14 protein-coding genes are annotated in these 13761 nt (G+C 25.7%); 13 read left to right on the top strand and 1 reads right to left on the bottom strand.

What is annotated here, in order from left to right; translation table 11 throughout:
* The 13 genes from AVBRAN12640_RS09260 to AVBRAN12640_RS09200 all read left to right on the top strand — a co-directional run.
* Positions 1-197: tRNA ligase subunit PheS family protein (locus tag AVBRAN12640_RS09260; protein ID WP_442862378.1), on the top strand; the 197-nt coding region annotated here is incomplete at its 5' end.
* Positions 194-2500, top strand: a complete 2307-nt coding sequence (pheT, locus tag AVBRAN12640_RS09255) for a phenylalanine--tRNA ligase subunit beta (RefSeq protein WP_336608536.1) — start codon at positions 194-196, stop codon at positions 2498-2500. The genes AVBRAN12640_RS09260 and pheT, both read left to right, overlap by 4 nt.
* A complete protein-coding gene (gene aroA / locus AVBRAN12640_RS09250) occupies positions 2497-3774 on the top strand; it encodes a 3-phosphoshikimate 1-carboxyvinyltransferase (RefSeq protein WP_336608535.1) in 1278 nt (425 codons plus the stop codon). The genes pheT and aroA overlap by 4 nt, the downstream gene beginning before the upstream one ends.
* Before the next feature lie 3 nt (positions 3775-3777).
* The gene (locus AVBRAN12640_RS09245; protein WP_214117519.1) at positions 3778-4605 is read left to right on the top strand and encodes a 4-hydroxy-3-methylbut-2-enyl diphosphate reductase; all 828 of its coding nucleotides are present in this window, start codon (positions 3778-3780) and stop codon (positions 4603-4605) included.
* An 84-nt stretch (positions 4606-4689) separates the two neighbouring features.
* Positions 4690-6345 (top strand): 30S ribosomal protein S1, encoded by a 1656-nt coding sequence (locus AVBRAN12640_RS09240; protein WP_214117518.1) that lies wholly within the window; start codon positions 4690-4692, stop codon positions 6343-6345.
* Between the two features lie 2 nt (positions 6346-6347).
* Positions 6348-6830 (top strand): hypothetical protein, encoded by a 483-nt coding sequence (locus tag AVBRAN12640_RS09235; protein ID WP_214117517.1) that lies wholly within the window; start codon positions 6348-6350, stop codon positions 6828-6830.
* A gap of 23 nt (positions 6831-6853) precedes the next feature.
* The gene (gene efp, locus AVBRAN12640_RS09230) at positions 6854-7423 is read left to right on the top strand and encodes an elongation factor P (RefSeq protein WP_214117516.1); all 570 of its coding nucleotides are present in this window, start codon (positions 6854-6856) and stop codon (positions 7421-7423) included.
* Positions 7424-7425: 2 nt separating this feature from the next.
* Positions 7426-7758, top strand: a complete 333-nt coding sequence (locus AVBRAN12640_RS09225) for a hypothetical protein (protein ID WP_214117515.1) — start codon at positions 7426-7428, stop codon at positions 7756-7758.
* A gap of 38 nt (positions 7759-7796) precedes the next feature.
* The gene (locus AVBRAN12640_RS09220) at positions 7797-8060 is read left to right on the top strand and encodes a DUF2018 family protein (protein WP_336608534.1); all 264 of its coding nucleotides are present in this window, start codon (positions 7797-7799) and stop codon (positions 8058-8060) included.
* Positions 8060-8845: a tRNA 5-methoxyuridine(34)/uridine 5-oxyacetic acid(34) synthase CmoB gene (gene cmoB, locus AVBRAN12640_RS09215; protein WP_336608533.1), complete on the top strand. Its 786-nt coding sequence runs from the start codon at positions 8060-8062 to the stop codon at positions 8843-8845. The genes AVBRAN12640_RS09220 and cmoB overlap by 1 nt, the downstream gene beginning before the upstream one ends.
* A 1-nt stretch (position 8846) precedes the next feature.
* Positions 8847-9323: a PaaI family thioesterase gene (locus AVBRAN12640_RS09210; protein WP_214117512.1), complete on the top strand. Its 477-nt coding sequence runs from the start codon at positions 8847-8849 to the stop codon at positions 9321-9323.
* Between the two features lie 453 nt (positions 9324-9776).
* Positions 9777-9962 (top strand): hypothetical protein, encoded by a 186-nt coding sequence (locus tag AVBRAN12640_RS09205; RefSeq protein ID WP_336607120.1) that lies wholly within the window; start codon positions 9777-9779, stop codon positions 9960-9962.
* A gap of 788 nt (positions 9963-10750) precedes the next feature.
* The gene (locus AVBRAN12640_RS09200; RefSeq protein ID WP_336608532.1) at positions 10751-11812 is read left to right on the top strand and encodes a tyrosine-type recombinase/integrase; all 1062 of its coding nucleotides are present in this window, start codon (positions 10751-10753) and stop codon (positions 11810-11812) included.
* A gap of 675 nt (positions 11813-12487) precedes the next feature.
* Here AVBRAN12640_RS09200 and AVBRAN12640_RS09195 read toward each other — a convergent pair.
* A complete protein-coding gene (locus AVBRAN12640_RS09195; protein WP_336608531.1) occupies positions 12488-13630 on the bottom strand; it encodes an MFS transporter in 1143 nt (380 codons plus the stop codon).
* Positions 13631-13761: the final 131 nt, after the last annotated feature.

Below are 13761 nucleotides of genomic sequence, written 5' to 3'. Positions count from 1 at the left end.
GTAAGCAAACTGGCTTTATTGAAGTTATGGGTTGTGGTATGGTTCATCCAAATGTATTTAAAAATGTTGGCTATAAAAATGTTAGCGGATATGCTTTTGGTTTAGGAGTTGAGCGATTTGCAATGCTACTTCATAAAATACCTGATTTAAGGTCATTATTTGAAGGAGATTTAAGATTATTGGAGCAATTTAAATGATAATTAGTAAGAATTGGTTAAATGAATTTATAGACTTAAAAAATATTAGCACAGATGAATTAGTAAAAACTTTAAATAGCATAGGTTTAGAAGTTGATGGAGTAACTACAATTATAGCTCCTAAAAAAGTTGTAGTTGCAAAAGTAATGAGTAAAGAAAAGCACCCTGATGCTGAAAAATTAAGTATTTGCCAAGTAGATGTTGGTAATGAAGTTTTACAAATCGTATGTGGAGCTAAGAATGTTGAAGCAGGGCAATTTGTAGCAGTTAGTTTAGAAGGTGCACAAATTGGTGATATTACTATTAAAAGAGCTAAATTGCGTGGGGTTGAGAGCAATGGAATGATATGCTCATCAACTGAACTTGGATTTGCCAAAATAAATGATGGCATTATGGTTTTAGATAATAGTATAGGCGAACTTACTTTAGGTAAAGAATTATGCGAATATCCTTTATTTAATGATGAATTAATTGAAATTGAGCTAACTCCTAATCGTGGGGATTGCTTAAGTATTAATGGTATAGCAAGAGATTTAAGTGCAGCATTAGATATTAATTTAAAAGAAAAAAAACCTTTTAAAGATGTTGATAATGCAGAAGGCATTAGAAGAATTTTGAATGTTCATTTTAGTGATGGAATTGATGGTAATTTAAATATAAAAGCAATAGAATTATTAAATAATATTGAAAATACTTTAAAGGTTAAATTAAGATTAGCTAGTATTGAAGAATTAAAAGATAATGCTATAGAAAACTTATTATCTTATACAACACATGCAAGCGGGGTATTATTTAATGCAGTTGATTTAAGCAAATTATGTAATGAATGCGAGCAAATAAGTTTAGATGTAAAAACTAAAGAAAACAAAGAATTTGTTATTAAGTATAAAGATAAAGAATTAGCAATTGCTGGAATTACACAAAATGAAGAATTTAAAATAGATAAAGATAGTAAAAAAATAATCATAATTGCAAATTATGTAAATCCTAAAATAATCGCAAATACCCATAAAAATTATAAAAATACAGATATTTATAGAAGTTTTAGGGGCAGCGAACCAGAGCTTAATATAGGAATTGATTATTTATTTAATTTGTTACAACTTAATAAAAACATTAAAATTTATGGTAGTTCTTGTCAAAATACCCCAAGCAAAGAAAAAATATCAATTAATTGTAATATTAGCGAGCTTGAAAATATGATAGGTCAGTCTTGCGAAAAAAATGATGTTGTGAAAATTTTAAAAAGATTAGGGTTTGAATTAAGTATTGCTGAAGATAATCTATATTTAAAAGTTCCATTTTATAGACATGATATTAATAATTCTGCTGATATTTGTGAAGAAATAGTAAGAATGATAGGCATTGATAATATTAAGCCTAAACCACTTGATTTTTATGAATTAAACAGAACAAACAACACTTATTTAAAATATAAAAAATCTCTTGAATTAAGAAATAGAGCTTTAATGTGTGGATATTTTGAAAGTATTGGCTATGTTTTTGATAGCAAAGAATTTTTAGAAAAATTAAATTTAAAATATATCAAAAATGAAATTATAAACCCAATCACAAATGAAATGAATACGCTAAGAAGCTCTATCATTAGCACACTTTTAAAACAAGCTAGTTTTAATTTTAATAATTCAAGAAAATCAGTAAAATTATTTGAAATTGGTAGTGTATTTGATGAAAACGGACAAGAAAATAAAAAATTTGCTTTAATTAGCTCTGGCTTAAGTGAAAATGCAAATTTAAAAAATCACGCAAAACCTAAAAATGTTGATTTTTTCACATTCTTAAATGAATTAAAAACAATATTAAAGGATTTTCAATTAAAATCTAGTGATTATCATTTATTTAGTGAATTTGAAAGAGCTGATATATATAAAAACAATCAAAAAATAGGCGTAGTTGGAAGATTAGATTTACATTTAGAAAATGAATTAGAATTACCGGTTACTTATTTATGCGAAATTGATTTTAATGCTTTAGAGTATGATTTTATACAAGCAAAAGCTTATTCAAAATTCCAAGGAACAACTAGAGATTTAAGTATTTTGGTGCCTAAAAATTATGATTATTCAGTTATAAAATCAACTATAAATAAATTAAACATTAAGAATTTAAAAGATTTTAAAATAGTAGATTTATATCAAGATGAAAGCTTAAAAGATTATGAAAGTTTAAGTATAAGCTTTTCATTTGTTGATGATGAAAAAGTATTAAAAAATGATGATATAAATAATGAAATGAATGAAATTATTAGTGAATTAGATAAAATAGGATTAAAATTAAGATGAGAATAAAAGCATTAAATAAACAATTTGATTTAGTTTTGGAAAATATAGCTGCAGATAAATCTATCTCTCATAGAGCTGCTTTATTTTCTTTATTAACTAATGGGGAGTGTAAGGTTAAAAACTATCTTTACGCACAAGATTGCCTACATACTTTAGAAGTTGTAAGAAATTTAGGTGCTACAATAAAAATATATGAAGATAAAAATGAATTAGTTATAACACCGCCTAATGCTATCAAATCTCCTAATGTAGTTTTAGATTGTGGAAATTCTGGGACACTAATGAGACTTTTAATTGGTTTTTTAGCTAGTCAAGATGGTTTTTTTGTTTTAAGCGGAGATGAATATTTAAACAAAAGACCTATGAAAAGAGTAAGCGATATACTTAATAAACTAGGGGCTAAAATTGATGGTAGAGAAGGGGCAAATTATGCTCCTTTAGCAATTAGGGGAGAGAAAATAGATTATTTTACTTTTGAAAATACTCTAAAATCAGCGCAAGTAAAAACTGCATTAATATTAGCTGGATTATTGAGTAATGGTTGCGAAATATACGAAAGCGAATTAAGCAGAGACCATTCAGAAAATTTATTAAAAATGATAAAAGCACCAATAAAAACAGATGGTTCTAAAATAGAAGTAAAACCATTACAAGATAAATTACAATCGTATGAAATAGAAGTTCCAAATGACCCTTCTTCTGCATTTTTCTTTGCTGTTTTATGTGCTATCAGTGATAATTCCACTCTAGTTTTAAAAAATATGCTTTTAAATAAAACTAGAATTGAAGCATTTAAAATTCTTGAAAAAATGGGGGCAAATATTACATATCAAATAGAGAAAAATGATTATGAAAATATAGGAACCATTACTATAAAAAGTTCTAAATTAAAGGCTGTTGAAGTTAGTGAAAATATTTCTTGGCTAATTGATGAAATACCAGCATTATCAATAGCATTTTTATATGCTGAAGGAAATTCTATTGTCAAAAATGCAAAAGAATTAAGAGTAAAAGAAAGCGATAGAATAAAGGCTGTCCTTGAAAATTATTCAATTTTAGGTGTTGAATACGAAGAATTTGAAGATGGATTTATGGTTGTTGGAAAAAGTATAAAAAATAATAATGTAATACTAAAAAGTTTTGCAGACCACAGAATAGCTATGAGTTTTTCTTTGCTAGCTAAAGATTATGAAATAGAAATTGACAATGTTGAATGTGTAGATGCTTCTTTTACAAATTTTTATGAAATTTTATCTTTATTTGAAAGACAATAAAATATGAAAATAGAATTAGCTAAAAGTTACGGATTTTGTTTTGGAGTTAAAAGAGCTATCAAACAAGCAGAAAAGACTAAAGATGCAGCCACCATTGGGCCATTAATTCACAATAATGATGAAATATCAAGATTAAAGAACGATTTTAATGTAAAGACTATTAATGATATAACAGAATTAAATGATGAGAAAAAGGCCATTATAAGAACGCATGGAATAACAAAACAAGACTTAGACATATTAAAAGAAAGTGGTAGAGAAATTATAGATGCAACTTGCCCTTTCGTTAAAAAGCCACAAGAAATTGTGGAAAAAATGAGCAACGAAGGGTATGAAATTGTTATTTTTGGAGATAGCAATCATCCAGAAGTAAAAAGCGTAAGAAGTTATGCTACTACTAATAATTATGTAGTTTTAGATGAAAAAGAACTGATAGATATTAAGTTTAAAAATAAAGTAGCTTTAGTAAGTCAAACTACAAAAAAAGTAGAAAAATTTATGCAAATAGCTAATTTTTTAATGTTAAAAGTAAAAGAAGTAAGAGTTTTTAATACAATTTGCGATGCAACATTTAAAAACCAAGAAGCTATTAAAATTCTTGCAATGAAAAGTGATGTTATGATAATTGTTGGCGGTAAAAATAGCTCAAATACAAAGCAATTATTTTTAATAGCAAAAGAGCATTGCAAAGATAGTTATTTAATTGAAAATGAAAATGAATTAGATTTTAATTGGTTTAAGGATAAAAATCTATGCGGAATTAGTGCAGGAGCTAGCACACCTGAATGGATTATTGATAAAGTTGTTAAAAAAATAGAAAATTTTACTTAATATTAAATAGTCATAAGTGAAATAGTGATAGAATAGGGCACAATCATTTCTTAATTTGATTAATTTTATTACAAAAGGACCAAAATGGCTAAGTTAAATGGAGCTCATAACAATTTAGAAGATTTAGAAAACATTGATTTCGCGGCAATGTTAGATGAGTTTGAAAGCGAAAAAAATCCTGAAAATATTTCAGTAATTGATGGAAAAATTATTAAAATTGAAGGCGACGAAGTATTTGTTGATATACAAGATAAATCAGAAGGTGTTTTAAATATTAGTGAAATCACAAAAGATGATAAGCTATTGTTTAATGTTGATGATGTTATTAAAGTAACAGTTGTAGGTAGTTATAATGGACGCCGTTTATTATCATACAAAAAAGCACTTCGTAAAGAAAAAGTAGTTGAATTTATTAAAAACTATAATGAAGACAATAACGATACTTTTGAGGTAAAAATCATAGGAAAAAATCGTGGTGGTTTTGTTGCAGTAGATAATAATGAAGTAGAATTTTTCTTACCAAAATCACAATGCTCTCATAAAGAAATTAATACTTTAATGAATAAAAAAATTAAAGTTAAAATATTAAAAATTGATGAAGAAACACAAAGTATAGTTGTGTCAAAAAGAAAAGCAAACGAAGAAGACCGCAAAAAGAAAAAAGAATTAATTAATAATATAATCAACGATTCAGAACTTAAAGAAGGTGTTGTTAGAAAACTTACAAGCTATGGAATGTTTGTTGATATTGGTGGAGTTGATGGCTTAGTTCATTATAGCGAAATATCTTATAAAGGTCCTGTAAATCCTAGTACTTTATACAAAGAAGGGGATAAAGTTTTAGTAAAAATTGTAGGATATGATGAAGAGAAAAAACATATTTCTTTATCAATCAAAGCAGCTTTAAGTGACCCTTGGGATGAAATTAAAGATAGCTTAGAAATTGGAGATATTTTAAAAGTAGTAGTTTCTAATATTGAAAATTATGGAGCTTTTGTAGATTTAGGAAATGATATTGAAGGATTTTTACATATAAGTGAAATTTCTTGGGATAAAAATGTTAAAAATCCAAGAGATTATTTAAAAGAAGGTCAAGAAATTGATGTTGAAGTAATTGAAATAGATTATGAAAAACGCCGTTTAAGAGTATCTCTTAAAAATTTACTTCCAAAACCTTTTGATGGCTTTAATGAGAAATTTAAAGCAGGAGATATTGTTGAAGGCGAGATTAGCACTATTACAAATTTTGGAGCTTTTGTTAAAATTGACAATATTGAAGGTTTATTATTAAATGATGATATATCTTGGACTGAAAATGAAACTTGCAAAAAAGTTTATAAAGTAGGGGATAAAGTAAAAGTTAAAATTAGAAAAATTGATAGTGAAAACCAAAAAATTTCTTTAAGTGTTAAACATTTAGAAGAAAGTCCTAGTTCATTATTTGCTAAAGAACATAGATTAGGTGATGTTATTAAAGGTATTGTAAGCGATATTAAAGACTTTGGAGTGTTCGTTAAAGTAAATGATAAAGTTGAAGCTTTAATTAAAAATGAAGATTTAGGAGAAGTTAAGCCTAATATTGGAGATGAAATTGAAGGAGCTTTAATTTTCACTAGAAATGGTAAAATTCGCTTAAGTATAAAAAAATTAAATTTAATTAAAACTCGTGAAGATTTAGAAAAATTTAATTCTGATGATAAAATTACAATAGGTGATATAATTAAAGATCAATTACAATAGTAATGAAACAACACTCGTTATATTTTATATTTGGAATAATTTTTTTTATTTTAGTATTGGTTTTAATGCTATTAATAAAATCTGCAAATTATAAAGATTTGCAGATTTCTAAAATTATTGATGAAAATATTGAAATTATTAAAAATAAAATATCAAATAATGAGTGGTATGCTAAATTAGCTAAAGATGAATTGGGAGATTCTTACCCAATATCAAATGAACTTTATGTTCATTTTGAATTACAAGATACAGGTAATTTAAGTAAAAAGAAATTTTTTAAATTAAATATAGATAAAAACGATAATTATTCTTTGTTTTGTGTAAAACAAACTATATCTAATTTAAATTTGAAATATTTTTTAATTAATAATAAAAAATATTCTCAGATAGTCATAGATACTAACAATATTTCTTTATTGCATTACCTTATAGATAGTTTAAAAAACTATAATATCAATTCTGATTTTGAAGAAATTTGGATTTAATTTAATTTTAAAGGATTAACAAAATGGCATCTTATTCAATGGGTGATTTAAAAAAGGGTTTAAAAATAGAAATAGAAGGTGTTCCTTATAAAATAGTGGAATATCAACATGTAAAGCCAGGTAAAGGTCCTGCTTTCGTAAGAATAAAAATAAAATCTTTCATAAATGGTAAGGTTTTAGAAAAAACTTTCCACGCAGGTGATAAATGTGAATCTCCTAATTTAGTAGAAAAAGAAATGCAATATTTATATGATGATGGAGAATTTTGCCAATTTATGGATAATGAGACTTATGAGCAAGTAGCTATAACAGAAGAAGATGTTGGCGAAAGTAGAAAATGGATGATTGATGGTATGAATGTAAGCGTATTATTCCATAACGGAAAAGCAATAGGCGTTGAAGTTCCGCAAGTTGTTGAGCTAAAAATAGTTGAAACTCAACCGAATTTCAAGGGTGACACACAAGGCTCTAATAAAAAGCCAGCTACTTTAGAAAGCGGTGCAGTTGTTCAAATACCTTTCCATGTATTAGAAGGGGAAGTTATTAGAGTAGATACTCAAAGAGGCGAGTATATAGAAAGAGCTAATAAATAATTATGAACGATAAAGCAAAGCGTGTAAAATACTTAAGAGCTTTAGAAAAAGCTGCTAATCGCTTTGCTTTAGCCTTAAAAAAAGAAGATTTTTCAGATGGTATTTTCGCATCTAGTATAGAGCAGAATTTAAAATTACTAAATAAATGTGAGCCTGTTTATCTTGATTCTACATATTCAAAAGAATTAGAAAATTTTGTAAATTTATGCTGTTTTTCTCAATTAGACAGATTTGAATTAATTAGCAAATTTAATACTCTAGAGAAAATAAAAAAGCAAAATCAATACAAAAAAACAAAACATAAAAATCAATTATATGATAATTTATTTAGTTAAAATATATTTTTATTTAAATAAGTTATTGGAGAATTAAAATGGATGATTTTGATAAATTATTTGAGACCACACCAGAAGAAAAACTAATAGATGTATTACAAAACGCACCAAGAGGTGCAGTTCAAAATACTGTAGTAACGCATAGTAAAGAATTTTTAGCATTAAAATTATTATTAGAAAAGCAAAATATAGACTATACACAAGTTGAAGAATTTATATTTAATAATGATGCTTTGCTAAATGAAATGCTAAATGATGTTTTTATAGATTTAACAGCAAAAATTTTAGGGCATGAGGGATAATGAAAGTTATTTTTGATGATATTGTTGAAATTTATGATAATACATTAAATGAAGAAGATTTATTAATTAAAGCAAAAAGCCTTAAACCTTGGAGAAAAGGGCCTTTTAAAATAAATAATATTTTTATAGATAGTGAGTGGAAAAGCAATATAAAATATAATATTTTAAAAAAGCATATTGGTTGTATTGAGAATAAAATAGTGGCTGATGTTGGGTGCAATAATGGTTATTATATGTTTAGAATGCAAGAATTTAGACCAACTAAGATTGTCGGATTTGACCCTTCTCAAAGGTGCTATGAGCAATTTACTTTTTTAAATTCCTTATTTAAAACAAATATTGTATTTGAGAGATTAGGGGTAGCTGATTTACCAAGCTACAATCATAAATTTGATGTAATTTTTTGCTTAGGGGTGATTTATCACAGAAGCGACCCAGTGCAAATGCTAAAACAATTAAAACAAAGTCTAAACACTAATGGGATTGTATTTTTAGATACTATTTATTTTGATAGCGAACAACCTTTTGCTTTAGTTCCAGATACAAGTTATGCAAAAATGTCTAATGTATATTTTATACCAAGTATTAAAGCATTGCAAAATTGGTGTAAAAAAGCTAATTTCAAAGAATTTGAAATACTAGCAACTTCTAAAACAACAATAGAAGAGCAAAGGAAAACAGATTGGATTGATGGATATAGCTTGGAAGATTTTTTAGAAGATGATGATTTTACAAAAGAAGGTTATCCTGCACCAAAAAGAATATATATAAAATTAAAGGTATAAAATGGCTGAAGAAAAAAATGATATAGAAGAAAATTCTACAGAGATTAAAATCAATGTTGAAGCTTGCCCTACAATAAATACAGAAATTTGTGGCAACATTACCGAAACAGATGAAAACAAAGCAAATCTGCAATTAAAAATAACATCTGAATTAATTTCAGATTCTGAAGGTTTAGCGCATAATGGTTTTATATATTCTGCAGGAGCTTATGTTGCACAAGTAGCAATTAACAAAAAAAATACCTGTGTTATAGGCTCAAGAACTAGTTTTTTTGCACCGGCTAAAATAGGGGATATTATATCTTTTGAAGCAACTGCTAAATTTGATAATAGTAAAAAAAGAGAAGTTTTAGTAAAAGCATATATAAGAGAAGTATGCGTATTTGAAGGTATTTTTTATGTTCTAGTAACAGATGAACATATATTAAAAATGCAAAAAAGTGAATTAGCAAAATACCAGAGCAAAAAACAAGAATAATAATTTTCTTGTTTTATAAACTAAAACCTTTTATACAAATCAAATTCAAAATATATAAAAACACTACACTTAAAACAACAGCACTTGCATTTGCCTTAACTTAAAGCATATTTGATATTTAGTTTAAAATGAGTATTTAAAAAGTGCTTAGACATTATATATATTTGACTTCAAAAGATATCAATAGTAAGTATTATGTTGAGTCATTTTATGATATTGATTGACAGGCGGACTAGACTAAGTCACCTTGCTAAGCGAAGCATTAAAGCCTTGTATATTAGCCTACAATATATATTTAAAGCCCTTGTCGCTCAATAAGAGCTACTTATATCACGCATTTGTATTATACAATTATGTATTAATAGGAGCTTAAAATGGGCTTAGATTTGGAAATAGATAAAATTAGCTTTTGATGGATTTAACGGAATTAAAGACAAGCAAACTTCTTTAAAGGTGCTTGGTCGTGTAGCAAAGCTAAGTGCTGATGATATGAATAAATTAAATGCAAGTATTACTAAGCTTAACAAACTTGATATAAAAACAAAATTAGCAAGTAAAGAGTTAAAAAATTTTAAAGATGAACTAAGTGGCAATTTAGCCCGAATTGGTGCTTTAGCTGTGCCTGTGAAGTTTGCGTGAGATTACGAGAGTGAATTGACTGGTTTTAATAATGCTACTAAGCTTAATAATTTTGAGCTTTTGTCCAATAAAATATATGAGTTTATAAAACATAATTCAAAATGCTATTAAACGCAACAAGTAAGCTTAAAATAAAATTGAACTAATAGTTGCAAAAAAAGACTTAATAAGAATTTGTTATAAACAATCTAAAATCTTCAGTTTTATTAAAATCGCAGAGTGGTGATATGGTTTTAAAATACTAATTTGAAAATTATAGTTTTCAATACTAATATAATATATAAACATATTAAATATGCTAATAATCAATTTAGATTGCTTTTATTTTTAAAATAATTTAATAGCCTTACGGAGCTTAAATTATATACTTATACCAATCACTTATGTATTTTTTATATACCTACAGACAATAATTTCAATACTATAAAAAACTTCATTTCCAAACATAGCAAAATTAGATTTAATAAGGTTTTAGAATTTAATTTATATATGTAATATAATTTTCAAACTATTTTTTATATGCTTAATATAAATTTGAATTATTTCTTTATTAATTATTTTAATAAAATATATAAATAATTTTTGATATTTTATACGATATTTAGTATATTTATAAAAATAATTATATTATTTTATGTATTATTTTATGTAAAATTATCATATTATTTTTATTATTATTTTTAATAAAATTTTACATATTAAATTTATATTGAAAACTAAGTTTATAATATAATCTTCTTTTATTATAATTTTTTTCTATATTAAACAACTTATTTTAAGGAACAATTATGAAATACCCTTTAGATTGTGAAGACAATTTTTCAAAATCATTTTTATTTTGGATAGCTAAATTTCTTAAATTTAAATTAAATTCTTTATCAAATAAACTACTTGAAAAAGCAGAAGAATTAAGAGAGATTAATATTGCTTTAAGTAAAAATAATTTCACTATAGAAGAATTAGATGAGTTAGCTAAAAAATCAAGAAATATAGGAATGATTGGTGTAAATACTTATTTTAACCCTATTAAAAAATTTTACGAGCAAATAATTCACTATAAGCTATATTCCCTAAAACTAATTGATGAAGAATTAGTAATTGAAATTCTATCAAGCATAACAGCAGGTCTTAGTGATGCGAGTAAAAAAAATCACAAAATCGCTATAGTTAATTTTTTTAAATTTTTAAGTTCGCAAAATAAAGATGATGATAGTTCTTATGTTTATGAAATAGAGTTAAAAAACTGGTCAGGATTAAACTCATCATCAGGACAAAAACTACCAGAATTTATGAGTGAAGAGCAAATGAAAACATTTTTAAATACTCTAAATAATTATGAGTTTAAAAGTAATCAAGACAGAAATAAACTTGCTATAAAAATCATATTATTTACTGGAGTAAGAGTTAATGAAGTTCTTAGATTAAGGTTAAAAGATATTAGCTATGAAAATGATTTGATAAGCCTTAGAATTCATGCTAAAGGTAATAAATATAGAGTGGTTTTACTAAATATAAATTCCATTAAAGAGCATTTAGAATATTTTAATAATTTCGCCGAACTTAATCAATACTTATTTACAAATAAACAAGGTAAGCCATTAACTCAAGCTTATATATCAAGATTAATTGAAAATGTATTATTAGCAGCCGGTATTCGCAAAGAAAAAAATGGAGCTCATATGCTAAGACATAGTTTTGCCACCCTACTTTATAAAAAAGAAAAAGATTTGTTATTAGTCCAAGAAGCCTTAGGACACGCTTCGCTTAATACTTCAAGAATTTATACTCATTTTGATAATGATAAATTAAAATTAGCAGCAAAAATAGCTAATAATTTAAAAGAAGACTAAAAAGTCTTCTTATGTATCCATCAAAACTATTAAATTAATTTAGCTCAAAATAAGTATAAAAAAACTTTTTTCATTATATATAGTGTTTATCCTATAAAAAGTAATAGCACAAATATACCTAATCCGTAAAACTCTCATTTATTCCAAAATTTAAACTTGATGCCCTACTTTATTTTGAACCTATTTTTTTATAAAAGAAAACTAAAAAACAACTAGCTAAAATAAAACTAGCACAGATAAAAAACACTTTTTCATCATATAAGTTATAAAAATACCCACCACTTAAACTACCAAAAAATACACCTAATCCGTAAAACTCTCATTTATTCCAAAATTTAAGCTGAATACCCTACTTTATTTTGAACCTATTTTTTATAAAAAAAATTAACACAAATAAATCACTTAGCCAAAATAACTATAATTAAAATTTTACTTATTTTATATAAATTAGTTTTTATTCTATTATTTATAATTTTTATCCTATAGCACAAATATACCTGCTTTATTTTGAAATTATTCTTTTATAAAGTAAAACTAAAAAACAACTAGCTAAAATAAAACTTGAATAGATAAAAAAGATTTTTTCATCGTATAGATTGTAAGATATTCAAAAATAAACTATTACTAATCAACCTAATCTATTTATTTTTAAATGCTTAAACTTAATGCCCTACTTTATTTTGAACCTATTCTTTTATAAAAGAAAACTAAAAAACAACTAGCTAAAATAAAACTAGCACAGATAAAAAACACTTTTTCATCATATAAGTTATAAAAATACCCACCACTTAAACTACCAAAAAACGCACCTAATCCGTAAAAACTCTGATTTATCCCAAATATTTTTGAGCTAATTTGTTTAGGTATCTTTTTTCTTATCATAGAATAAACACTAGGCATAATAGAGCAAAAGCTAATACCGGTTATAAACCTAACTAAGCAAAATAACCAAAAATGATGGCTAGTAAAATAATGCAATATTAAACATATAAACAAAGCAAAAGTGCTAATTAAAATTAAATTAACTTCTCCATAATCTTTTGCTAATTTTGATAATTTCGGAGCAAATATAGCACTAGCAATTCCTGCTAAACTAAAGCAAAAACCTGTTGCTAATTCTTTATGGTCTACTAATTTTGAAACAAATAAGCCGATTATAGGACCTATAAATGTTTGAGAATACTGCACTAAAAACGAAGCTAAACACAAAACTATTACAAATGAATACAAGCCTTTATCAAGCCTTATTTTTTCGCCTTTAGGAACTGGAGTAAAATCTTCTTTTACAAAAAACAATATCAATAAAAATATACTAATTAATAAAAATCCTGATATTGCAAACTGAACTCTAAAATCAAAAAAGTGCATTAATACTCCACCAAACAATGGTCCTAAAAGCGAGCCTGTTATCTGAAATGAGCTAAGTTTTGCAAGAGATACATTCACATCATCTTTAGGAGCATTAACAGCTATTAATGCAATACAAGCAGGGTTAAACCCAGAAAAAAATCCCATAATAAATCTAAGTATTATAAATGATTCTGCGGTTTTTAAAAATACGCTAATTAACAAACACAAGCCCATACCAAAACTAGCTCTTAAAAGCATTTTTTTACGACCATATTTATCAGCTAAAATACCCCATAATGGTGCAAACAACGCCATAGTAAGCGTGCTACCAGCATAAGCTAAACCACTATATAAGCTAATCTTATCTCCGCTCACTCCATATTCTTGCATAATAAATGGTAAAAGCGGTAGAATTTGATTAAGCGCTAATGTGCTTAAAAATGAACCTAATGAAACTATTAAAAGCATAAATTTAAAATTACTTTGCATAGGTTTATTATAGTTCTTGTTTGTAATTAAAGCTACTTTTATAGTGAATAATTAAGTGATTTAAAATAAATTGAAAGCTTTTTAAATATTCGTTGCTTAAGTTAGATTTT

It is taken from the genome of Campylobacter sp. RM12640, from assembly GCF_020137595.1.
Taxonomy (GTDB): Bacteria; Campylobacterota; Campylobacteria; order Campylobacterales; family Campylobacteraceae; genus Campylobacter_E.
The sequence above is the reverse complement of the archived record's forward strand: the minus strand, read 5'-3'. Positions and strand labels throughout refer to the sequence as shown.

Coding starts and splice junctions, on each gene's coding strand:
- AVBRAN12640_RS09220 (WP_336608534.1), top strand. CDS start 7,797: ATGGATGATTTTGATAAATTATTTGAGACCACACCAGAAGAAAAACTA.
- AVBRAN12640_RS09210 (WP_214117512.1), top strand. CDS start 8,847: ATGGCTGAAGAAAAAAATGATATAGAAGAAAATTCTACAGAGATTAAA.
- AVBRAN12640_RS09200 (WP_336608532.1), top strand. CDS start 10,751: ATGAAATACCCTTTAGATTGTGAAGACAATTTTTCAAAATCATTTTTA.
- AVBRAN12640_RS09240 (WP_214117518.1), top strand. CDS start 4,690: ATGGCTAAGTTAAATGGAGCTCATAACAATTTAGAAGATTTAGAAAAC.
- aroA (WP_336608535.1), top strand. CDS start 2,497: ATGAGAATAAAAGCATTAAATAAACAATTTGATTTAGTTTTGGAAAAT.
- AVBRAN12640_RS09235 (WP_214117517.1), top strand. CDS start 6,348: ATGAAACAACACTCGTTATATTTTATATTTGGAATAATTTTTTTTATT.
- pheT (WP_336608536.1), top strand. CDS start 194: ATGATAATTAGTAAGAATTGGTTAAATGAATTTATAGACTTAAAAAAT.
- efp (WP_214117516.1), top strand. CDS start 6,854: ATGGCATCTTATTCAATGGGTGATTTAAAAAAGGGTTTAAAAATAGAA.
- AVBRAN12640_RS09195 (WP_336608531.1), bottom strand. CDS start 13,630: ATGCTTTTAATAGTTTCATTAGGTTCATTTTTAAGCACATTAGCGCTT.
- AVBRAN12640_RS09225 (WP_214117515.1), top strand. CDS start 7,426: ATGAACGATAAAGCAAAGCGTGTAAAATACTTAAGAGCTTTAGAAAAA.
- AVBRAN12640_RS09245 (WP_214117519.1), top strand. CDS start 3,778: ATGAAAATAGAATTAGCTAAAAGTTACGGATTTTGTTTTGGAGTTAAA.
- cmoB (WP_336608533.1), top strand. CDS start 8,060: ATGAAAGTTATTTTTGATGATATTGTTGAAATTTATGATAATACATTA.